The sequence below is a fragment of the Frankia sp. CcI49 genome (genome assembly GCF_001983215.1).
In the GTDB taxonomy this organism is placed as follows: Bacteria; Actinomycetota; Actinomycetes; order Frankiales; family Frankiaceae; genus Parafrankia; species Parafrankia irregularis.
Genome location: NZ_MOWP01000001.1, coordinates 52,119 through 75,280, shown reverse-complemented (window position 1 = coordinate 75,280; position 23,162 = coordinate 52,119). Strand labels below are relative to the sequence as shown.

The following is a 23,162-nucleotide window of genomic DNA, read 5'->3' as shown; positions in this document are numbered from 1 at the left end:
GACGACCAGACCAGCACTGGACGACCAGATTGGAGGCAGGGGCAACCCGGGCGGGCCCACCGCACGGCACCCCGCAATCCCGATGAATACCACTGAGAGCGATCTTGACTGGCTGCTGGAGAACCTCCTCGCGCGTACCCCGGGAACGCACCATGCCCTGGTGCTGTCCCGGGACGGACTCAAGCTGTGCCGGTCATCGGGCCTGAGCATCGACCAGGCCGACCAGCTCTCCGCGATCGCCTCGGGCATCCAGAGCCTCGCGCACGGAGCGTCCATCGAGTTCGGGGACGGCACCGGCGGGGTTCGGCAGTCGATGACCGAGTTCCACGGCGGCCTGCTGTTCATCGTCGACGCCGGCCAGGGCGCCCACCTGGCGGTGATCGCGACCGACGACGCGGACGCCGGCATCATCGGCCACAACATGAGTGAGCTGGTCGAACAGATCGGCGAATACCTGAGCGCCGCACCCCGCGGGCCCGTCCAGCCCGCCGGACAGCCGTGATCCGACGGCTCGTCGACAGCGAGGACCCGGACCGGCTGTACACCCTCACCGGTGGTCGCAGCCGGGCCGGACGCACCGCCTTCGACCTCGTCACGCTCGTCACGAGCAGAGCGGACCCCGCCCCCGGGATGCAGTCCGAACACATTCGGATCCTGCGGGTCTGCCGGGCCCCTACCGCAGTGGTCGAACTCTCGGCGGATCTGAAGCTCCCCGTGAGCATCGTGAAGATCCTGCTCTCCGACCTGTTGGAGAGGGGCCTGATCGCGGCAAGCCACCCCTCCACCCCGACCGATCCGCTTCAACTTCCCGATCCCGCGTTCCTGAAGCAGGTGCTCGTTGGACTCCAGAAGCTCTGAGGTCGCCGTCCGGCCGCCGCTGCAGACCACGGCCAAGGACGGCGTCAAGATCGTGATCGTCGGCGGATTCGGCGTCGGCAAGACCACGATGGTCCGTTCCGTCAGCGAGATCCGCCCACTGAGCACCGAGGAGGTGATGACCGAGGCCGGCGTCGGCATCGACGACCCCGGCGCGGTCACGGACAAGAACACCACCACCGTCGCGTTCGACTTCGGACGCATCAGCCTGGACGCGCAGATGGTGCTGTACCTGTTCGGCGCGCCCGGTCAGGAACGGTTCTGGTTCCTGTGGGACCGCCTGTTCGCCGGCACCATCGGCGCGGTGGTGCTCGTCGACACCCGCCGGGTCTCCGACTCCTGGTATGCGATCGATCGGCTGGAACACCACCGGATGCCGTTCATCGTCGCGAGGAACAACTTCGGCGAGCCCGAGCACTCGCTCGAGGACCTGCGCGAGGCGCTGTCCCTCTCCCCCGACGTGCCCGTCATCGACTGCGACGCCCGGCACCGCTCGTCCAGCAAGGACGTGCTGATGACGCTCGTACAGCACCTCTACGAGCAGGCCTCCGCCCGCAAGGAGGCCTCATGACCACGATGCTCGGTCCGGGTGCGGGCGCGGGGCCGGCTCCGCGCCCGGGCGTGGGCCGCGGCCGCTCCGACATCGCCCCGGTGCGGCGCCCGCAGGCCCGGGGCCACCGCGACCCGCGTCCCAATCCGGCCTCGAACCCGCACCGCACCCCCACTCCCACCCCTGCCGCCGCGCCCGGCCCGGTGATCCCGGTGACGTTCGACGGCACCCGGCACGCCTGGCTGGTCCTGGGGTACCGCGAGCTGCACTACGTCCTGAGCAGCCCGGAGATCTTCACCAGCGATCCGCGTAACCGGGCCCGCCGGGAGAACATCCCGGCGGACTGGGCGCCGCTCCCCGGGCTGGGCCGGCGCCCCTCGCTGCTCCACACCGACAGCGAGGACCATCAGCGCCGCTACCAGGCGGTCAACGACGTCCTGGGCGAGGTGGACGTATTCCTCCTGCGCGCGCGGGCCGAGGCCATCACCGACAGCGTGATCGACGACTTCGCCGGGCTCGGCTCGGCCGATCTGGTCGCGTCGTTCGCGCACCAGGTGCCCGCCCTGGTCCTGGCCTCGCTGTGCGGACCGGACGACCTCGACGCCACCCAGATCGCCGAGGACCTCGTCGACCTGGTCGACATCGGCGCGGACGCCGCCCGCGGCCACCGCCAGCTCGTCGCCCGGCTGCGCGACCTGCTCGACATCCGGCTGGACGAGCCCCCCACCGAGGACATCATCTCCGGCCTGATCGACCATCCGGCCGAGCTGACGGACGACGAGATCGTCGAGGATCTCGCGGTCACCCTCGGCTTCGGGATGCGGACGGTGGCCGGCTGGATCGGCAACTCGCTGCGGCTGCTGCTCACCGACGGGTCCTTCGCGCTGGAGCTGTCCGGCGGGCGGCGCAGCGTCATGCAGGCCCTCACCCGGGTCCTGTGGGAGGACACCCCCCTGCAGATCACCGCCGGCCGCTGGGCGACCCGCGACATCCAGCTCGGTGGCCAGCGGATCAGGGCCGGGGAGATGGTCGCGCTCGGCCTCGCGGCCGCGAACTCCGATCCCCGGGTCCGCCGCGACCACGCCTCGGGCCCGCCGGCCGGGTGCGGCGCCGCGTCCGCCCACAACCACCGCCCCGGCCCCATCCAGCAGGGCGCCGGACACCACGCCGGCAACGCCGCCGACGCCGACGCCGACGCCGACGGCACTGTCACGACGTCCGGGCCCAACAGCGCGCACCTGTCCTTCGGGCACGGTGCGCACCGCTGCCCGTTCCCCGCGCAGGAGATCGCCGAGGTCATCACACGGACCGCCGTCGAGGTGCTCCTCGACCGGCTGCCCAACGTCCGGCTCGCCGTCCCCGCGGGCGCGCTGGCCTGGCGACGCACCGCGTGGAACAGGGCACTGACCGCCCTGCCGGTCCGGTTCAGCCCAGTTTGACGTCCGCGACTGGCCGCGCCGCACGGCATCACGCTGAAACCGAGCCCGGAGACCACCGATGACCGATCCCCACTCACGCCAGCCCGGCGCCTGCCCGAGCGGCATGCCCCGGCCGCTGAGCGGCGCGCGCCAGTACAGCCCACTGCGCCAGTACGGCACGTCCTGCCCGGCGCCGAGCACCACCCGGCGCGGCGAGGCTCCCGGAACCGGCAGGACCCGCGGGTCGGCCGGGCCGGGCTCGTCCAGCTCCCCGGCCGTGCCGGCCGCACCGGCCACACCAGCCGCGTCCACCGCGTCCGCGATGCCCGCATCGTCCGCTCCGCCGGGAACGGCCGATGCGCCCACCACCGCGCTCGGGTTCCCCGGCACGCCCGGCGCCACCGCGGCCGGTCCACCGGAGCCCCGACGTCCCGGCTCACCACCGGTGCCGCCCATCGCGCCACCCGGTGAGCGGGACCGCGGCCAGGAACCGGCGCGCCAGCCCGCCGACCGGTCGACGTTCGAGGCCCGCTGGCCCGCGCACCACGGCGCCGCCCGGCTGCCCGCCGAGGGACCCGGCAACCGGCGCGCCGCCTTCTACCACCAGATCAGGGACGAGCACGGGCCGGTCGCGCCGGTCCTACTCGAAGGTGACATCCCGGCCTGGCTCGTCCTGGGCTACCGGGAGGTCGTCTACGTCGCGGGGACGCCCGCCCTGTTCGGGCGGGATGCCCGGATCTGGAACGCCTGGGATCTGGTCCCGTCGGGCTGGCCCCTGCAGCCGATCGTCGGCCAGCGGCCCTCCCTGCGCAGCCTCGACGGGCCCGCCCACACCCGGCGGCTGGCGGCGATCGGTGACGTGGTCGGCAGGTTCGAGTCGCACGACCTGCGCGCCCGGGTGACCCGTGGCGCGGACACCCTGATCGACGCGGTGGCGGGCAACGGCCGGGCGGAGCTGATGAGCCAGTACGCCGGCCCGCTGCCCGCGATGGTCAACGCCGAGATGTGGGGGCTGCCCGCCGGCGACCTGACCGCCCTGGCCCGGGATCTGACCCTGCTCGTCAGCGGTGGCACCGGAGCCCGCGACGCGCGCCGCCGGGTCCACGCGATGCTCGTGCGGGTCGTGCGCCGCCGCCGTGACCAGCCCTGCGACGACGCCGTCTCGGCGCTGATCGCGCACCCGGCGGAGCTCACGGACGAGGAGATCGTCGAGGACGTCATGGCGACCCTGACCGTGGCCCAGGCACCGACCGCCGACTGGATCGGGAACACCCTTCGCCTGATGCTCACCGACGACCGGTTCGCCGTGGATCTGGCGGGCGGCCGGCTCAGCGTCGGCGGCGCCATGGCCGAGATCCTCTGGGCGGACCCGCCGATCCAGAACCTGGTCGCGCGGTGGGCTCGTCGTGACCTCCGGCTCGGCGGGCGGTGGATCCGCTCCGGCGATCTCCTCATTTTCGGCCTCTCAGCGGCGAACACCGATCCGCGGGCGCGTCCGCGCGAGTCCGGCCGGGCCGCCGGCAACAACGCCCACCTGGCATTCGGCCACGGCGAGCACCGCTGCCCCTTCCCCGCGCAGATGGCAGCCGAGACGATCGCGACCACGGCCGTCGAGGTCCTGCTCGATCGCCTCCCCGACCTGGAGCTCGCGGTGGAGCCCACGGCGCTGCTGTGGCGCCCCTCGGTCTGGGTGCGTGGCCTCGCCACCCTGCCGGTCCGGTTCACATCGCCCTGACCGGTACCGGTCCGCGTGACTGATCCGAAGCCCGGACAAACCTCAGGGCCCGTGGGGAAACCCACGGGCCCTGAGGTTTGGTGCTGGTCACCAGCGCCGGGAGCACCAGGTGCTCCCTCGCCGGACTACTCCCTGCCGAACTGCTCCCGAAGCCGCCGCAGCGCCTCCTCGTCGATCGCCGAAGCGGGCTGCTCCGACTGCGAGGTGTAGGAGGACGGCGCCGCAGCTGCCGCGTCCGCCTCCTGCGCCGCCCGGATCTGGGCCTGGTGGGCCTCGTACCGGGTCTGGGCCTCGGCGTACTGCCGCTCCCACTCGGCCTGCTGCTCCTCGAAGCCCGGCAGCCATTCGCCGGTCTCGGGGTCGAAGCCCTCGGGGTAGACGTAGTTGCCCTGCTCGTCGTACTTGGCTTCCATGCCGTACTGGCTCGGGTCGAACGTGTCGCCCTCACCGGCCAGCGCGGAGGCCTCGTTGGCCTGCTTGAGCGAAAGGCTGATCCGACGGCGGTCGAGGTCGATGTCGATGACCTTGACGAGGATCTCGTCGCCGACGTTCACAACCTGCTCGGGGATCTCGACGTGGCRCTCGGCCAGCTCCGAGATGTGCACCAGGCCCTCGATGCCCTCGTCCACCCGGACGAACGCACCGAACGGCACGAGCTTGGTAACGCGGCCGGGCACGACCTGGCCGATCGCGTGGGTCCGGGCGAACTGACGCCACGGGTCCTCCTGCGTCGCCTTCAGCGACAGGGAGACCCGCTCGCGGTCCAGGTCGACGTCGAGGACCTCGACCGTGACCTCCTGGCCGACCTCGACCACCTCGGACGGGTGATCGATGTGCTTCCAGGACAGCTCGGAGACGTGCACGAGACCATCCACGCCACCCAGGTCCACGAAGGCACCGAAGTTGACGATGGAGCTGACCACGCCCTTGCGGATCTGGCCCTTGGCAAGCTGCGCCAGGAACTCCGAGCGCACCTCGCTCTGGGTCTGCTCCAGCCAGGCGCGGCGGGAGAGAACCACGTTGTTGCGGTTCTTGTCCAGCTCGATGATCTTGGCTTCGAGCTCACGGCCCACGTAGGGCTGAAGGTCGCGGACGCGACGCATCTCCACGAGCGAGGCGGGGAGGAAGCCACGCAGGCCGATGTCGAGGATGAGACCACCCTTGACGACCTCGATGACGGTGCCGGTGACGACGCCGTCCTCCTCCTTGAGTTTCTCGATCGTGCCCCAGGCGCGCTCGTACTGGGCGCGCTTCTTGGACAGGATCAGACGACCTTCCTTGTCCTCCTTCTGGAGAACAAGGGCCTCGACGTGGTCGCCGACCGAGACGACCTCGTGCGGATCGACGTCGTGCTTGATCGAGAGCTCCCGCGACGGGATGACGCCCTCGGTCTTGTAGCCGATGTCGAGGAGCACCTCGTCGCGGTCCACCTTGACGATGACGCCGTCGACGATGTCGCCGTCGTTGAAAAACTTGATCGTCTTGTCGACCGCGGCGAGGAAGTCCTCGGCCGAGCCGATGTCGTTGACCGCAACCTGTGGTGTGGTCGGGCTGTGCGAGGTGGTCACGGTCTCCACGGGTCGTACGTCGGTGGTGCTCGTCAAGGGGTCGGCTCCGACTGGGAATCGTCTCTTCGCGCGAGGGCCGGATCGAACCGCCGGGACGGAGGGACAGGCACCGCAAGAACGACACTGTCAGAACCGAAAGCGACTGCTCGAGTGGATCCGCTCGGTCTGAGACCCACGAACCCTCGTGCAACTCCCAAGTCTAGGGAGCGGTGTCCCTGGAGGTCAACGGGAGCAGCCACCGACTCGAAGTCGATCGGCCGGATCGCCGGCTCAGCCGGCCATCTCGTGGCCACCCAGCGGCCATCCCGCTCACCCTTTGACGCTCACATAGTACGAAAAGTCACCTGGTCTCGTCCTCGAGTTGACTGTGAAAGTGTCCACGTCGACCCTCGGGCGTTCCGCCCGGGGACGGCTGGCGCGACCGCGCGTCACGCCGATCCCGGCGGCCGAATCCCCGGTGGGCGGCCCGGGGAGCAGGTGCGCCCGGGGTGTCCTCGGGAGGCACCCGGGTGGCGGGCACGTCGCCGGATCGAACCTGTCCCGCCCCGCCGATCCGCAGCGGCATCGTCCGTGCCGGGTCACCGTCCACCGCACCGGCGGCGACGCCGCCCACACCGAGGTGTCCGCCATCCGACACCGCGACGCCGCGCGTCAGGCCGGTCGCCAATGGCGCCGTGGTGCCTGGCCCGGCTGCCTGGCCGACCCGCCCGCCCGGCCTCGAACGGGCCCGCAGCCGGCCCACCAGCCACCGCCCCAGCGCGATGAACGGGCGCTCGACCAGCAGGTAGGTCACCGCGGAGACGGCGCAGGTCAACCCCAGGACCATGAGGAAGAACGGCCAGAAGGGGCGCGCGCCGTCGGCCGGGCTGATGTGCTCGACGACGACGTCGATGACGGTGGTGTGCCACAGGTAGATGCCGTACGAGATCATCCCGAGCCAGGCCATCGGGCGGCAGGCGAGGAACCTGCGCACCAGGCCGCGGTCGCTCGGCCCGAACACCGCGGGCAGGAGCAGGAAGAATCCGGTCAGGCCGTAGAAGAGGTGGCGCCCCATGTCCTGGCCGCGGTCCGGGATGAACAGCGGGCTGCGGGGCAGCCCGAGCTGCGTGCTCGAGAACCAGTAGAAGAACGCCGCTGCCAGTACGCAGGCGGCCCCGAACCAACGCCACTGCGCCCAACGCGGCGAGCGCCCGTTCTGCGTGTACCAGGCGGACAGGACCGCGAGCAGCATGCCCATGGCGAACAGGTCCCACCAGACCGGCAGCCAAACCGTCCAGCCGTCCGCCCACCAGATGTCGGACCCGATCAACTTGTAGTGCAGCACCCGGCTGATGACGAAAATCACCGCGAGCGCGGCGAGCTCGACCCTCAGCTGGGCGCGGGGGGAGCGCCGCCGGCGGACGAGCAGCCAGGCGTAGAGCGGGATCGAGAGGTAGAACGCGAACTCGATGTTGAGGGTCCAGGCCTGGGTCAGGCCCTGGATCGCGGTCTCCTTGCGGTAGCCCTGCGCGAACAGGGCGGTCTGCACCAGCCCCTTGAGACCGTGGACGCCCATCCGCTCGTCCGGCACGACGTTCAGCGCGACCGCGAGCGCCAGCCAGTAGAGCGGGATGATCCGCAGCAGGCGACGGACGAAGAAGGCCGGGGCGTCGGGAGCCCGGCGACCACTGAGGTGCGCGGCGGCGAACGGCCGGTAGAGCAGGAAACCCGAGATCAGGAAGAAGATCTCCACGCCGATCTCGCCCCGGGCCACGTAGGTCCCGATCGCGTTGTCGCCCGTGGTCAGCCCGCTGTAGAAGGCCACGTGGACGACCAGCACCAGCAGCGCGGCGATCCCACGCAGCCCGTCGAAGCCGGGGAACACCACGGGCGGGCCTGACCGGGCCTCCGACCGCCCCGTCACCTCCGCCGATCCGGATGATCCAGATGTTTCAGTCGGTTCGGCGCCGGCCGGCCCACGCCGGGACTCCACGGCGGGCCCCGCACCATCGGTGACAGCACCGGCACCAGCGCCAGCACCGGCGAAGGCCACGCTTTTCGTGGCAACGCCGAGCTTGCCTCGGAAGCCGGCGGTCATCTATCCCGACCGCCACTGTCGGTGATGTCAGGCACGCACGCAAGGTACCAGGAGGTACCACGCGCGGGCCCCGCGCAAGCGTGACGGGGACCGCTACCGACCTCGCCGCGAGCGCCCGTTTCCCCCGGCATCCAGCGAAAATCCTGACCGGACGGCGCCTGGTGAAGCCCGCCACGGCCAGCCGGCGCGGCCTGCGCCTTTCTCCGGGGCGGCACGCGACCATACAGAGGACCAGCACGGACAGTAGTGACTTGGCAAGATTGCGCCGCAACTGATCGCAGTGCGTTTAGTGCGGATCGCACGAAGCGCCACCGCGGTGGCGCCAGCGACGCGGAGCGGCTACACCCGGCACGCACTAACACCCATATACCGACATACAACGACCAGCACCAACGATCGCGAATGCTCAACGGAGGACGTATACATCGGAAGTGGTGGTCAATTAATCAACGGGTTGAGCTGTGCGACCAGCCGACCGGCTAACGTGGATGCCGCGCCGTCCGGCTGGCGGACGACGAGCGGCGCGCCTGACCCCAGCCTCGCCAGCCGAACGGGCCACTACGCTGAACTGCGCCGACGGTGCCAGCAGTCCCGCCACAGGCCCTCCGGTCAGCCCGGCCAGGCAGCCCATCCGCCCATGCGCAATGGGCTTCCGTCGTGCCGATCAACACACTGGACAGCTCGAGCCTTGCCACCCATCAGTGTCGTCGGACGATCCCTTCGTCGTAGCCTCGACGCCGTGGTACCGCCGGGACGACAACTGGGTGAATCCGACGGGCAAGGATGATTCCGAGTTTTCTCCCCCGACCACAGCGAGGTGACGTCGAGCCCATCCAGGACAGGCAATGGCAATGTGGATGCCGGCCGGGGCACATCGCCGGCGCAACCGTGACCACGCGGCCGGGCGACAAACTCGTTTCCCGCGACGACACGGCGAAATCCGGCGGACCGGGCAGTCGGGCCGGGCCGACGTCGGTCGACCCGGCCAGCCCTCGATCCGCGTCAAAGGCGGACCCGCGAGCAGGCGCCTGCCTCACATCGGGCATCGTGGTCGTAACGGACATTGCACCCAGGCCGGGAGATCGTTCCTGGTCAGCCGCGTGCCGAGCCCGGGATCCGCGGGTCACCGGATCGACGGGCCAGGTAACAACGACTCGGAAAGGGGACTGGGCTGAGCCGCCGAGAGATCGACACCCACCCGCTGGCCCGCCCCCGACGCGGCAGTTCGCGGGAAGGCCGGGCCACCACCAGGACTGGCTCGCGCCGGGAGCGTGACCGCGCCGTGGGCTCCGACCAGCTGACCACCGGCCTTTCACCCGACCAGAACCGCCTCGACCGCGGTCGCCTCGACGCCGCGTACCAGCGGGACGCCGTCCCCGACCCTGATGGTCGGCTGCGCACGGCGACCGGCTACCGGGGCGAGGACACCGAGCGGATCGAGCGCACCTCCGCCCGGACCCGGATACCGGGACCCCCCCGGCCATCGGCACGCACCCGGCCACCGACGCAGCCGGGCCCGCCCGAGACCGGCCCGATGGAGACCGGCCCGGTGCGTCCCAGCCTGCGCAAGAGCGGCCCACGGAAGGCCGCTCCGACGGACTCCGGCCCGCGGGAGACCGGCGTGCCGCGGCCCAGCAGCTCTCCAGAGACCGGCCCGACCGACACCGGCCCGATGGAGACGGGCCCACTCACGGCTCCGGTCCTCGCGCCGCTCGGCCACTCCCCCGCGCTGGACGGCCTGCGGGCACTGGCGGTCATGAGCGTCATGGCTTACCACGCCGGTCTGAGCTGGATGCCGGGCGGGCTGCTCGGCGTCGACGCCTTCTTCGTGCTCTCCGGATTCCTGATCACCGGCCTGCTGGTCACCGAGTACCGCGCGACCAGGCGCATCGACCTCAGGTCGTTCTGGATCCGGCGCACCCGCCGGCTGATGCCGGCGCTGCTGACCATGATGCTCGGGGTGGCGGCCTATGCCCGCTGGGTAGCGGCTCCCAGCGAGGTCGCGACGTTGCGCATGGACGCGCTGGCGACCCTCGGCTACGTCGCCAACTGGCGCTTCGCGCTGTCGGACCAGAGCTACTTCGATCATCTCTCCACCCCGTCGCCGCTGCTGCACACCTGGTCGCTGGCGGTGGAGGAGCAGTTCTACGTGCTGTGGCCGCTGTGCGTCTACCTGCTGATGTGGCAGACCGGACGGACGGTGACCCGCTGGCGCAACCAGCGCCGCCGGGCCCAGACCCTGATCCTCACCGTGGCGGTTCTCGGGGCGGAGGCCTCGGCGCTGCTCGGGCTGTTGCTGGTCCTGCTCGACAGCGACGAGTCCCGGATCTACTACGGCACGGACACCCGTGCCCAGGCACTGCTCGCCGGCGCGGCCCTCGCCGTCTGGCGGATCCAGCGGCGGACTCCGCTCACCGCGCGGACGAAGAAGGGCCTGGCGGTCGTCGGGTGCCTGGCGGGCCTGGCGATGCTCGCGATCTGGGCGACCGTCGACGGGGAGAGCCGGGTGCTGTACACCGGCGGCTTCCTCGGCGTGGCGGTCGTCGTGATGCTGCTGATCGCCTCGATCATCGAGGTGCCGACCGGGCCGGCCGCGAAAGTGCTCTCCTGCGCCCCGCTGCCTGCCATCGGTCGGGTCTCCTACGGGCTCTACCTGTGGCACTGGCCAGTCTTTCTGACCGTCACCGCCGGCCGCACCGGGCTGAGCGGCCCGGCGCTGCTCGCCGCCCGGGTCGCTGTCACGGCGGCGATCACCATCGCGTCGTTCCACCTGGTCGAGAACCCGATCCGGCGTGGGAAGATCCGCTTCCCCCGGCCGCGGCTCACCGTTCCCGCCTCGATCGGCGCCGTCGTCGCCGTCGTCATGGTGGCGACGATCGCGGATCCCGCCGCCGGACGTGGCGCGGCCGATCTGGAACGCCTGGCACAGCAGGCCGCGGTCGCGGCGCCACCGACGCCGCGCGCCGAGCCCGCCTCCGGTGGCCGGACCCTGCGCGCGATCATGGCCGGCGACTCGCTCGCGCTCACGCTGGGTTTCAGCCAGTTCACCGTCACCGCGGCGGACCAGGGGATGGAGGTCCGCGACGCCTCCGAGCTCGGCTGCGGCGTCTCCCGGGCACAGCCGAGGTACCTCATGGGCGAGCGGGACTATCCGCAGGCGAGCTGCGTCAACTGGCCCAACCGGTTGCGGCAGAAGGTCGACGAGGTCCACCCCGACGTCGCACTGCTGCTGGTCGGCCGGTGGGAGGTCACCGACCAGGTGTACAACGGTCGCCGGACGCACATCGGCGATCCCGCCTTCGACGCCTACCTGGGGCGGGAGCTCGATCTGGCGATCACCACGCTCTCGGCCGGCGGGGCGAGGGTGGTCCTTCTCACCACCCCCATGTTCAGGAAGGACGAGGCGGCTGACGGCAGTATCTACCCGGAGACCAGGCCGGACCGGGTGATCGCGTTCAATGCCCTGCTACGCCAGGCAGCCGCCCGGCACTCCGCGGTGACAACCGTGATCGATCTCGCGGCGATCCTCAGCCCGGACAACCAGTACCGCGACGAGATCGACGGCGTACAGGTACGCGACGACGACGGCGTGCACATCAGCAACGGTGGTGGCGCACGGGCAGGTGATGTCATTGTGCCTCAGCTTGTACGGATGCTCCGCCCGGCAACGACTGGCGGCGCGGGCACGCCGAGCCCGGTACCCGAGTGACCTCGTCGCTTTACCTGGCGCTAACCTTCCGCAGCAGTACTCCACGGTCCACAGGAGGATGATCGTGCCTCGCGCACTGATTACGGGAATCACCGGCCAGGACGGCTTGTACCTGGGTGAGCTGCTGGTCGGGCGCGGTTATGAGGTGTTCGGCCTGGTGCGCGGGCAGTCGAACCCGAAGGTCGCGACGGTGGAGCGGGTGGTGCCCGGGGTGGTGCTCCTGGAGGGGGATCTCACCGATCTGCCGTCGTTGATCGGTGCCGTGGAGATCTCGCAGCCGGACGAGGTGTACAACCTGGGTGCGATCTCCTTTGTGGGTCTCTCCTGGAAGCAGGCGGAGCTGACCGGCGAGACCACCGGAATGGGAGTTTTGCGGGTTCTGGAGGCATTGCGGATCGCGGCGGGTAACGATCTGTCGCGCGTGCGCTTCTACCAGGCGTCCTCGTCGGAGATGTTCGGGAAGGTGCGGGAGACCCCGCAGCGGGAGACGACACCATTTCACCCGAGATCGCCGTACGGGGTGGCCAAGACATTCGGGCACTATCTGACGGTGAACTATCGCGAGTCATACGGGTTGTTCGCGTGTTCGGGGTTGCTGTTCAACCACGAGTCGCCGCGGCGCGGGATCGAGTTCGTGACGCGGAAGATCTCGCGGGCGGTGGCGCGGATTTCGCTGGGGTTGCAGGACTCGGTGTCACTGGGAAATCTCGAGTCGCGGCGGGACTGGGGTTTCGCCGGGGATTATGTGGACGCGATGTGGCGGATGCTGCAGCAGGACGTCCCGGACGACTTCGTGGTCGCGACGGGTGAGACGCACAGCATCCGGGAGCTGTTGGATGTGGCGTTCGCGCGGGTGGGGATCGAGGACTGGTCGGAGTACGTGCGGGTCGATCCGCGGTTCTTCCGGCCGGCGGAGGTCGACGTGCTGGTCGGTGACGCGTCCAAGGCGCGTGAGGTCCTGGGGTGGAAGCCGCGGGTGGGCTTCCACGAGCTGGTTGAGATGATGGTCGACGCCGACCTCGCCGCCGAGGCCGCAGCCGCGGGACAGACGCTGACGAACAGGTGACTGATGCTGCCCGGACACTCATGTCGGGACGCGTGCGAAAGGCCCGCATCCCACGCCCTGCGGCCCGCGCCACGACTCGGCGCGGGTGAGTTCACGTCCGGATGCATGTCACGCCCTGTGACGGGGAGGGTACGCGCGTGCGTGACTCCGGGGGACAGCCGATGAACACTGGTCCGGCCGCCGGTTCCCTCCCCCCTCAGTCCCGCGGACGACACCGTTCGGGCCGACGGGCACCCATGTCGTTCCGCGCGTCCGACCCGGCGGCGGGTCGGACGCCGGCCTCCTCCTCACCCACGGGCACGGCGTCACCCACGGGCACGGCGTCACCCACGGGCACGGCGTCACCCACGGGCACGGCGCCCGGAGGCACCGCCTACGACGGCGGCACGGGGCCGGTCGGCGCCACCGCCGGCACCACGGCCGGGACGCCGATCTCAGGCCGGGCGACCGGCCTGCCGGACCCGCGTGACGCGGGCGGGGCGGGCGCGGCACGGCGGACGCATCCGAGCCTGGCGGCGTTTCCCGGGCTCGCCGGGCTGGCGCCCGCGCGCCTGCGCGGCCAGAGCGACCGCATTCGGGCCGCGATGCGCGGCGCCATCCCGCTCGCACTCGCCGGCCTGGTCGCGAACGCGGCGAACCTGGGGGTGACCCTGGTGATCGCGCGGGAGATGAGCACCCGGTCCTACGGCGCCGTCGCCCAGCTCTTCGCGATCTTCTTCGTCGTCTCCATGCCCGGCAGCGCCCTGCTTGTCGGAGTCGTCCGGCGGATCAGCAACTGGCAGCACACCGGCCAGGCCGAGTTGATCGACGCCTGGATCAGCCGGGTTCGTCGGGTCGGCGTCGTGGTGGTCCTCTCCGTCGCCGTGGTCGCGGCCCTGGCCCGTGGCTTCATCGCCGACGAGCTCTCGCTGCCCGGTGCCGGCGGCGTCGCGGAGATCATCATCGCCGGTGCCGCCTGGTGCCTGCTGTGTGTCGACCGCGGGCTGATGCAGTGCGGACGGCTGTACCCCGCGTTGTCCGCGAACCTGCTCGTCGACGCCGCGGTGAAGAGCGGCTCCACGATCGCGCTGGTGCTCGCCGGCCTGGACGAGGCCGGCGCGGCGATCGCCGTCCTGTTCGGGGTGCTCGCCGCGCTGGCGCACACTCGTCTGTGCCTGCGGCGCCATCCGTCCGCGCTCAGCAACCTGGAGCCGGTAGGCTGGCAGCCGCCTCCGGCAACCCCGGCAGGCCCCCCGGCAGGCACGGACACGGCGGCGACGACGCTGCCGTTGCCCGTCGCCGGCCCGGCGGCCACCGCGGAGCCTCGGCGCCTCGCCGTCGAGGTCGGTTCGGCCCTGGTGACACTGGCGTTCCTGGGCGTCCTGCAGAACATCGATGTTCTGCTGCAGGGCAGGCTCTCTCCGGACGAGTCCGGCCCCTACGCGGCTGTGTCGGTCGCGGCGAAGGTGATTGTGCTGGCAGCGGTCGTCCTCGCCGGCTTTCTCCTGCCTGAGGCCGCGGACCGCAATCATCTGGGGCAGCACGCACTGCATCAGCTCGGCGCAACCCTGGCGATACTCGCCGTGCCTGCCGTGGGGCTGCTCACCGTGGCCGCCATCGCACCCGACACACTGCTGTCTCTGGCTTTCGGGCCGCGTTTCACCAATGCCTCCGGTGCCCTCCTTCCACTCGCCGGAGCAATGACCTGTCTCGGAGCGACCGTGTTGTTCTCCCACTACCTGCTCGCCCTCGGCGAGCGAGCCGTGCTCGCCGTGCTCGCCGTCGCGACCGGTGCCGCCGTGTCCCTGATGGTCTGGGCCCAGGGCTCCCCCGTGTCGACCGCGCGCGCGAATCTCGGCTGCCAGGCGGTCCTCGCGGTCGTGACCGGGCTGATGGTTCTCGCCGCCGCGCGCCGGACGGCCCGCGCATGAGCGCGCTCCCGCAGGAGGAAGCCGCGCTGGCCGCGCTCTCCGGAATCGACCTGACCGCGCTGTCCGCCCCCACCCCGACCCTGGCCGAGCTGGTCGAGCTGTCGGGCCTGCGCCGCATCCACATGTTGGCCTGGCGTGATCTCGACGACCCCGAGTCGGGCGGTTCGGAGCTGCACGCGGACAAGGTCGCCGAGCGGTGGGCCGCGGCCGGTGTCGACGTCAGCCTGCGCACCGCGCTCGCGCCCGGCCATCCGGAGACCGCACGGCGGCACGGCTACCAGGTCGTGCGCAAGGCCGGGCGCTACTCCGTCTTCCCGCGCACGGCGATGTCCGGCGCGTTCGGGCGGGGCGGCCCGTGGGACGGGCTGGTCGAGATCTGGAACGGCATGCCGTTCTTCTCCCCGCTCTGGGCCCGCTGCCCGCGGGTGGTGTTCCTGCACCATGTGCACGCCGAGATGTGGCGGATGGTGCTCTCCCCCAAGCTGGCCCAGGTCGGCGAGACCATCGAGTTCAGGATGGCGCCGCCGATGTACCGGCGGACCCGCATCCTCACGCTGTCCCAGTCCTCCCGTGACGAGATCATCGAGCTGCTCGGCCTGCCGGCCGGCAACATCTCGGTGATCCCGCCGGGCATCGACCCGTCCTTCAGACCGGCCGGGGAGCGTTCGCCGCATCCGCTGGTGCTGGCGGTCGGCCGGCTGGTCCCGGTCAAGCGGTTCGACGTGCTGATCGACGCGCTCATCCGTGCGCATGACGAGCATCCGGCGATGGAGGCCGTGATCGTCGGCGAGGGGTACGAGCGCCCGGCGCTGGAGGCACGCATCGCGGCCGCCGGCGCCGGCCGCTGGCTGCGGCTGGTCGGCAGGGTGGACGACGCGGAGCTTCTCGACCTCTATCGGCGCGCCTGGGTGCTGACCTCCGCCTCCGCCAGGGAAGGTTGGGGCATGACGATCACCGAGGCCGCCGCCTGCGGGACACCCGCCGTCGCGACCAGGATCGCCGGCCACACCGATGCGGTCGTGGACGGCGCGTCCGGTCTGCTCGTGGAGGATCCGCATGACCTGGGCAAGACGCTCGCGAGCGTGCTGACCGACACCGAGCTGCGGACCCGGCTGACCGCCGGCGCACTGGCCCACGCGGCGACGTTCACCTGGGAGCAGACCGCCCGCGCGACCTATCTCGCGCTGGTGAACGAGGCCGCTCGTCGCAAGCTGCTGCGCCGCCCCGCCCCGAGCAGCCACCCGGGCACGCCCCAGTGACGTTGACCGCTCAGGCATCCGGCTCCGCGGCGCCCGACGGGCCGGAGCCGGGGCCGGATGCCACGCTGGGCTCCGACGGCCCAGGCTCGACCCGCCGACCGCGCATCCCCCGCCGCTTCCAGCGTGTGATCCCCTCGTGGCCCACGTTGGTGCTGGCGGCACTGGCCTACATCCCGCTGCTGGCGACGGCGCCCGGGCGGATCGGCGCGGACACGAAGGCCTACCTCTACCTCGACCCGGGCCGGATGCTCTCCCGCGCGGTGTCGATGTGGGATCCCGACGTCGGGATGGGCACGGTCACCCACCAGAACATCGGCTACCTGTTCCCGCAGGGCCTGTTCTACTGGCTCCTCCAGCTCGTCGGGCTGCCCGACTGGGTGGCGCAGCGGCTGTGGACCGGCTCGATCCTGTTCGGCGCGGGCGCGGGCGTGCTGTTCCTGATGCGGTCGTTCCGCTGGCCCGACCGGTACGCGTTCATCGCCGCGCTGGGCTACATGCTCACGCCCTACACCCTGGAGTACGAGGCCCGGATCTCGGCGATCCTGCTGCCGTACGCGGGCCTGGGCTGGCTGATCGGCATCACCGTGCGCGGCCTGCGCGAGGCAGGCGTGGACGAGCTCGCCCGAGCGGGCGTCACCGATGCCTCCGGTGCCTCCGGTGCCGCTGCTGCCACGGGCCGCGCCCGGTGGGACCGCCTGCGCTCCGGCTGGCGGTGGCCAGCGGCGTTCGCGCTGATGGTGACCCTGATCGGCAGCATCAACGCGTCCAGCCTGATCTTCATTCTGTTCGCGCCGCTGCTGTGGGTGCCGTTCGCGGTGTGGGGCACCCGCGAGGTCCGGTTCGCGACCGCGCTCGGCCTGTGCACGCGGGCGGTGGCGCTGATCATCGTCACGTCCGCGTGGTGGATGGCCGGTCTGTACACGCAGGCCGGCTACGGCCTGAACGTGCTCGCGTTCACCGAGACGGTGAAGACCGTCGCGAGCAGCTCGCAGGCGTCCGAGGTGCTGCGGGGCCTCGGCAACTGGTTCTTCTACGGCGAGGACGCCCTCGGGCCCTGGATCAGCCCGGCGACCGAGTACACCGGCAACCTGGTGATCATCGCGATCAGCTTCGCGGTGCCCATCCTGGCGCTGGCCGCCGCCGCCTGCGTGCGCTGGGGCCATCGCGCCTACTTCGTCGCCCTGATCACGCTCGGCACGACGATCTCGGTCGGCGTGTACCCGTACGACGACCCGTCGCCGCTGGGCCGGCTGTTCCGCGACTTCGCCGAGGGGTCCACCGCCGGGCTGGCGCTGCGTTCGCTGCCCCGCGCGGTCCCCATGGTGGTGCTGGGACTGTCGGTGCTGCTCGCCGGCGGCCTGGCCGTCCTCGACCAGAGGTTCGCGGCCAGCCGCGCACGGCGAGCCGAGGCCGCAGCCGCAGCCGCAGCCGCGGCCACGGCCACGGCAGGCGCGGCCTCCGCGCGCCGACGGCCCGCGCTGGTGCCGACCCTGGCGTTCGGCGGGGCGGCGCTGATGCTCGTGCTGAACATGTCGCCACTGTTCCGCGGGCAGTTCATCGAGCCGCTGCTGGACCGCCCGGAGGACATCCCGGCCTACGAGCAGGAGCTCGCCAGCGCCCTCGATGCCGTCGCCCCGGACACGACCGGCCAGCAGACCCGGGTGCTGGAGCTGCCCGGAGCCGACTTCGCCCACTACCGGTGGGRCACCACGCTCGACCCGGTCACCTACGGGCTGATGGACCGGCCGTCGGTGGTCCGCGAGCTCATCCCCTACGGCGACGCCGGCTCCGTGGACCTGGTGCGCGCGCTGGACCGGCGGATGCAGGAAGGCGTGCTCGACTCCGAGTCGATCCCGRACATCGCCCGGCTGATGAGCGCCGGCGACGTCGTCCTGCGCAGCAACCTCGCCTACGAGCGGTTCCGGACCCCGCGCCCCCGCGCGACCTGGGACCTGGTGGCCGACAACCGGCCGGACGGGCTGAGCGAGCCGCGCACCTTCGGGCCGCCCACCCTCGAGGACCCCGGCATCCCCTACACCGATGAGATCACGCTGGGCACCGACGCGGACGTCATCGACCCGCCGGCGCTGGCCGACTTCGCCGTCGACGACCCACATTCGATCGTGCGGGCCGAGAGCACCGAGGCACCGCTGCTGGTCAGCGGCAACGGTGAGGCCCTCGTCGACGCGGCCGCCACCGGCCAGCTCGACGCCGTGCTCGACAGCGGGCGCACCGTGCTCTACGCGGGCGACCTCGTCTCCGACCCCGACAAGATGCGCCAGGCTCTCAACGACGGCGCGGAGCTGCTCGTCAGCGACACCAACCGGCTGCGGGCCGAGCGGTGGACGGGCATCCGCGAGAACTTCGGGTATGTCGAGCAGCCAGGCGTCACGCCACTGACCAAGGATCCGAACGACAACCGGCTGGTGCTCTTCCCCGACGCCGGGCACGCGTCCGAGACGATCATGCAGACGTCCCCGCCCGGCTCCGCGGCGCAGGTCGCGAACGTGCGGGCCACCGACTACGGCAACACGTTCTCCTACGGTGTCGCCGACCGGCCGACCCAGGCGATCGACGGCGACATGAAGTCCGCCTGGCGGGTGGGGGCGTTCACCGACCCGACCGGCGCCGCCTGGCAGGTGCAGCTCACGAAGGCGACGACCGCCGACCACCTCCGGCTCGTGCAGCCGATCAACGGCCCGCGCAACCGGTGGATCACCCGCGTCACGCTGACCTTCGACGGCGGCTCCCCCGTCACCGTCGACCTGCGGGAATCCTCCCGCACCGAGCTGGGCCAGGTCATCGACTTCCCGTCCCGGACCTTCACCACCCTGCGGGTGCACGTCGACGCCACGAACTACGGCGAGCAGCGCACCTACGACGGTCTGTCCGGGGTGGGCCTGGCCGAGGTGGAGATCCCGGGCCCGGACGGCAGGCCGCTCACCGCGGACGAGGTGCTGCGCCTGCCCACCGACACCCTCGACGCCGCCGGCGCGGACTCGCTGGAGCACCGGCTGAGCCTGCAGATGTCGCGTGACCGCGCCAACCCGGCGGAACCGTTCCGCATGGACCCCGAGTCGACGATCAAGCGCACGTTCAACCTGCCCACGGCGCGCACGTTCGCGGTCACCGGCACGGCCCGGATCTCCGCCTATGCGCCGGACCAGCTCATCGACGCGACGCTGGGCCGCGCCGCGGCGGCGCCGACGGTGTCCTCGTCCGGCCGGCTGCCGGGCGACCTCGACGCGCGTGCGTCGAGCGCGTTCGACGGGAAGGCCACCACGGCGTGGAGCCCGGGCCTCGGGGACCAGGTCGGGACCTGGCTGCAGATCGCCGCACCGACGCCGGTCACGTTCTCCACGATGAACCTGACGGTCGTGGCCGACGGGCGGCACTCGGTGCCGACGAAGATCGGCATCGTGGTCGACGGGCGCCGGGTCGGCGCCGTCACCGTCCCACCGATCAACGACACCAAGGTGACCTCCCAGACCCGGGACGCCACCCAGACCGTGAGCCTGAGCTTCCCGGCTGTCACCGGGAACACCATCCGGTTCGTCGTCGACGACGTCCGCACGGTCACCAGCACGGACACGATCAGCGGCGCGATCACCAACCTCCCGGTGGGTATCGCGGAGCTGTCCGTCCCCGGGCTTGACGGCACCGCCGGCGGGACCGGCCGCAACGAGGCGGCCACCACGGCACCCGGCGCCGCCGGCTCCACGGGGGCCACCGCCACCGCCGCGGGCGACACGATCAACGCGGTCCCGGCGAGCACCGCCGGGACCGCCGGCCCGGCCGGCCCGGCCGGCACCGGGTTCGTCGCCGCCGCCGCGCAGGACATTCCCGCGCCGTGTCGCACCGATCTGCTGACCATCGACGGCGCCCCGATCGGGGTCCAGGTCACCGGCACCATAAAGGACGCCAGCGGCCGCGACGGCCTCTCGCTGCGAGCCTGCGGGACGCCGGTGACCCTCAGCGCCGGCGACCACGTGATACGCACCGCGAACGGTTCCGTGACCGGCATCGACATCGACCGGCTGCTGCTCGCCTCCGAGGCCGGCGGTGGCGCCTGGCTCGACGCCACCGGCGACAGCACGGACGCCGCCGCGATCACCACCGGCGGAACCTCGGCGCCCGCAACCGCGCCCGCGGCCGCGGCCGCGACCACTGCGACCAGCGGTACGGGCAGCGGCGGGGGCGCGTCCCTGCCCACGCTGAAGGTCAAGGCGACCAGCGACACGTCGTTCCAGGTGGACGTCACCGGGGCGACACCGGGCAAGCCGTTCTGGCTGGTGCTGGGCGAGAGCCAGTCCCCCGGCTGGACGGCGAAGACCGGCGGCCAGGACCTCGGCAAGCCCCGGCTGGTGGACGCCTACGCCAACGGCTGGCGGGTCGACCCGACGAGCGGCAGCTTCAGTGTCGTCATCGACTGGGCGCCGCAGCACGTGGTCGGCCTGGCGCTGAAGCTTTCGGTCGTCACCGGGGTGCTGAGCCTCGCGGTGCTGATCGCCAGCACCTACCGGCGCCGCCGCGGGCGGACCTGGCGCGACCTGGGCCTGCCCGCGGTACCGGGCGCGGCGAACCTGCCCGGCTCGGGTCGGCCCGGTCCGGGCGCCGCCAGCCTGGCCGAGCTGCCGACCGCCGAACCGTGGCGGGACGCGGCACCGGCCGTCTCCGGGCGGTCGACCGTGATTCTGGCGCTGGCTCTCGGCGCGGTGAGCGTGGTGCTGGTCGGTCCGCTGGTCGGTCTGATCGTCGCGCTGTGCACCGCCGCCGCTGCACGGGTGCCCCGAGCCCGGATCGTGCTGCGTCTGGCGCCCATGGTGTGCCTGGCGGTCAGCGCGCTCTACGTGCTGCAGGCACAGGGCCGGTTCGACCTCCCGTCAAACGGGTCCTGGGTGGCCGCGTTCCACAAGGTCGCCGCGATCTCCTGGCTGGCCGTCCTGTTGCTGGCCGCCGAGGCGGTCATCACCCTCGCGGCCCGACGCCGCCAGCGACCGGCAACGTCCGCCCCCGCGGACGCAAGTCCGGCACGGTAGGCCGAATCTCCGACTCAAAGGTTGCAGAGAGTAACTTCCGGTTACCCTCCGTATAGCATCGCTGCGTCATCTGCTACGAGCGGCTCCTGGTCGACGAGTGCGACCGACCACGGGTCCTGACGAAGGGATGAGGCGCGGGGGTGCCACAGGAAACCACTTCGGATCGGGGGATTTCGCCGCAGGAGGCAACCGACTCCGGCGAAATCAGCCCGACGCACGGTCGGCACGGTCGGCATCGACGATCCGCGACCTGGCGGATCCGGCCGGCCAGGCCACACGGCGCGGGCAAGCAGAGCGTGGGCAGGCACAGCGGGGGGGAGCACAGCTTCACGAGTGAAAACATCCACGCCGGCGGTCGACACGGTGCCGGCAGTGAACACGGTGCAGGCGATCAACACGGTGCCGGCGGTCAACACGGTGCAGGCGATCAACACGGCGCGCACGCCATGGCGGGTCGGCGGCGGCGGCGGTCGAGGCGGCGCACCGCGCTGCTGCGCCTTGCGGTCCTCGTGCCGGTCCTGCTGGCGGGCACGACCATCGCCGACCTCGGCGCGCAGGCGGTGCCGGTGCCCAGCGTCGTCATCGAGGACAACTCCGTCGGCTCCGGGGTCTCCCAGATCAGCTATTTCGGCGACTGGACGGCCTGCGTGGGCTGCTCGCCGAGCACACCCAACGGGCGTTACTCCCGTACGGCCGACGCCTCCAGCGGCGCGGTGCTCCGTTTCTCCGGCACCCAGGTCGACATCTACGGTGTGCTCGCGCCCAACGGAGGCATCGCGACCATCAGCGTCGACGGCGGGACGCCGACCGCGGTCAACACCTACTCCGCCACGCCGTCGGTGGCCCGCATCTACCAGTCCGCCCTCCTCAATCCCGGCATCCACACCGCGGTGCTGGTGAACGTCGGCTGGCGGGAACCGGCATCGGGGGGAATCCAGATCACGTTCGACCGGGCGCAGGTCTTCGTCGAACAAAGCGGYGGGAACCCCGGCAACCGGTCCGGTCAGCCGTGGTACTCCGGGGCGAACGGCGATCCCATCCAGAACGCGGCGAACGTCGACGCCTTCTGYGACCGCCGGGGCAGCCCCTGCGACCTCGCCCATGTGTTCGTCAGCCGGAACAACTGGCAGAACATCGTCCAGCCGTCGTGGACCCAGGCCAACTTCGCCAACTGGCCGGGCCGTCTCGTCATCTCGGTACCTCCCTTCCCCGAGAACTCGGGGAGCACACTCACGGCCTGTGCCGCGGGCGCCTATGACGGCTACTGGCGCACCTTCGGACAGACCCTCAACACCACCGGCAGGCAGAACTCGATCATCCGGATCGCCTGGGAGGCGAACGGCGACTGGTACCAGTGGTCCGGAAGCAACCCGTCGGCCTACATCGGCTGCTGGCGGCACATCGCCGACTCGATCAACGCGACGTCCGATCCGGATCCGCTGCTCGACTGGACCATCAACGCGCACTACTCGCAGAACCCGTCCAGCCACAACCCGCTCGACCTCTACCCCGGTGACAACTGGGTGGACATCATCGGAATCGACGCCTACGACCACTACCCGCCGTCACGGACCCAGGCGGAGTTCAACAACCAGGCCAACGCCATCGGTGGAGTCACCTGGCTCTACAACTTCGCCCGCGCCCACAACAAGCTCTTCGGCATCGGGGAGTGGGGAGTGGTGAGCGGGCGCGACGAGAACGGCGCCGGGGACAACCCCAACTACATCCGGTTCATGCGTGACTGGATGGAGCAGCGTGCCGGGCAGGGCCTGTACTACGAGAACTACTACAGCACCTGCGAGCCACCGAACGTCGGCTCGAACCTGTATCGCCCCACTGATGATCACTGCCTGTTCATCAACAACGCCGCCGCACTGCTCTACACCGATCTGTGGAGCAGCCCCTAGCGGGAGGCCCTCGGAGCGGCGCGTCGCTCGCGGGAACGTGGGGGACCC

At 71.3% G+C, this 23,162-nt stretch carries 13 protein-coding genes; 11 read left to right on the top strand and 2 right to left on the bottom strand.

The genetic code is table 11. The features are described from left to right. The first annotated feature begins 82 nt into the window (after positions 1-82). Genes CcI49_RS00290 through CcI49_RS00270 form a run of 5 tightly spaced genes read left to right on the top strand, consistent with a single transcriptional unit; the run spans position 83 to position 4,579 of the window. Positions 83-502 (top strand): roadblock/LC7 domain-containing protein, encoded by a 420-nt coding sequence (locus tag CcI49_RS00290; protein ID WP_006542598.1) that lies wholly within the window; start codon positions 83-85, stop codon positions 500-502. Then, complete coding sequence (locus CcI49_RS00285) at positions 499-858, top strand: DUF742 domain-containing protein (RefSeq protein WP_054564372.1); 360 nt, start codon at positions 499-501, stop codon at positions 856-858. The genes CcI49_RS00290 and CcI49_RS00285 overlap by 4 nt, the downstream gene beginning before the upstream one ends. After that, positions 839-1,447, top strand: a complete 609-nt coding sequence (locus tag CcI49_RS00280; RefSeq protein ID WP_054564373.1) for an ATP/GTP-binding protein — start codon at positions 839-841, stop codon at positions 1,445-1,447. The genes CcI49_RS00285 and CcI49_RS00280 overlap by 20 nt, the downstream gene beginning before the upstream one ends. After that, the gene (locus CcI49_RS00275) at positions 1,444-2,865 is read left to right on the top strand and encodes a cytochrome P450 (protein WP_076823605.1); all 1,422 of its coding nucleotides are present in this window, start codon (positions 1,444-1,446) and stop codon (positions 2,863-2,865) included. Before CcI49_RS00280 ends, CcI49_RS00275 begins: the two co-directional genes overlap by 4 nt. A 58-nt stretch (positions 2,866-2,923) precedes the next feature. Then, entirely contained in the window at positions 2,924-4,579 is a 1,656-nt protein-coding gene (locus CcI49_RS00270) for a cytochrome P450 (protein WP_083749223.1), read from the top strand. A gap of 125 nt (positions 4,580-4,704) precedes the next feature. Here CcI49_RS00270 and rpsA read toward each other — a convergent pair whose 3' ends face one another. After that, positions 4,705-6,183, bottom strand: coding sequence for a 30S ribosomal protein S1 (rpsA, locus tag CcI49_RS00265; RefSeq protein ID WP_076823604.1), 1,479 nt, complete (start codon positions 6,181-6,183; stop codon positions 4,705-4,707). A gap of 304 nt (positions 6,184-6,487) precedes the next feature. Next, entirely contained in the window at positions 6,488-8,050 is a 1,563-nt protein-coding gene (locus CcI49_RS00260) for an acyltransferase (protein WP_347280096.1), read from the bottom strand. A gap of 1,708 nt (positions 8,051-9,758) precedes the next feature. Here CcI49_RS00260 and CcI49_RS00255 point away from each other — a divergent pair. The 6 genes from CcI49_RS00255 to CcI49_RS00230 all read left to right on the top strand — a co-directional run bounded on the left by CcI49_RS00255 (position 9,759) and on the right by CcI49_RS00230 (position 23,114). After that, positions 9,759-11,933 (top strand): acyltransferase family protein, encoded by a 2,175-nt coding sequence (locus CcI49_RS00255; RefSeq protein WP_054565344.1) that lies wholly within the window; start codon positions 9,759-9,761, stop codon positions 11,931-11,933. Between the two features lie 64 nt (positions 11,934-11,997). Beyond that, positions 11,998-12,999, top strand: coding sequence for a GDP-mannose 4,6-dehydratase (gene gmd, locus CcI49_RS00250; RefSeq protein ID WP_006542607.1), 1,002 nt, complete (start codon positions 11,998-12,000; stop codon positions 12,997-12,999). Positions 13,000-13,235: 236 nt separating this feature from the next. Then, on the top strand, positions 13,236-14,909 hold the full coding sequence (locus CcI49_RS00245; protein ID WP_235497515.1) for a hypothetical protein: 1,674 nt from the start codon (positions 13,236-13,238) through the stop codon (positions 14,907-14,909). Beyond that, positions 14,906-16,168, top strand: a complete 1,263-nt coding sequence (locus tag CcI49_RS00240; protein WP_054564379.1) for a glycosyltransferase family 4 protein — start codon at positions 14,906-14,908, stop codon at positions 16,166-16,168. The genes CcI49_RS00245 and CcI49_RS00240 overlap by 4 nt, the downstream gene beginning before the upstream one ends. Continuing rightward, positions 16,165-21,207 carry an alpha-(1->3)-arabinofuranosyltransferase family protein gene (locus CcI49_RS00235; protein WP_076823603.1) on the top strand — a complete coding sequence of 1,681 codons (5,043 nt, stop codon included), beginning with the start codon at positions 16,165-16,167 and terminating at the stop codon, positions 21,205-21,207. Before CcI49_RS00240 ends, CcI49_RS00235 begins: the two co-directional genes overlap by 4 nt. 446 nt (positions 21,208-21,653) lie before the next feature. Continuing rightward, positions 21,654-23,114, top strand: coding sequence for a glycosyl hydrolase (locus CcI49_RS00230; RefSeq protein ID WP_054564381.1), 1,461 nt, complete (start codon positions 21,654-21,656; stop codon positions 23,112-23,114). The last annotated feature ends 48 nt before the right edge of the window (positions 23,115-23,162 follow it).

Coding starts and splice junctions, on each gene's coding strand:
- CcI49_RS00290 (WP_006542598.1), top strand. CDS start 83: ATGAATACCACTGAGAGCGATCTTGACTGGCTGCTGGAGAACCTCCTC.
- CcI49_RS00275 (WP_076823605.1), top strand. CDS start 1,444: ATGACCACGATGCTCGGTCCGGGTGCGGGCGCGGGGCCGGCTCCGCGC.
- CcI49_RS00270 (WP_083749223.1), top strand. CDS start 2,924: ATGACCGATCCCCACTCACGCCAGCCCGGCGCCTGCCCGAGCGGCATG.
- CcI49_RS00255 (WP_054565344.1), top strand. CDS start 9,759: ATGGAGACCGGCCCGGTGCGTCCCAGCCTGCGCAAGAGCGGCCCACGG.
- CcI49_RS00245 (WP_235497515.1), top strand. CDS start 13,236: ATGTCGTTCCGCGCGTCCGACCCGGCGGCGGGTCGGACGCCGGCCTCC.
- CcI49_RS00240 (WP_054564379.1), top strand. CDS start 14,906: ATGAGCGCGCTCCCGCAGGAGGAAGCCGCGCTGGCCGCGCTCTCCGGA.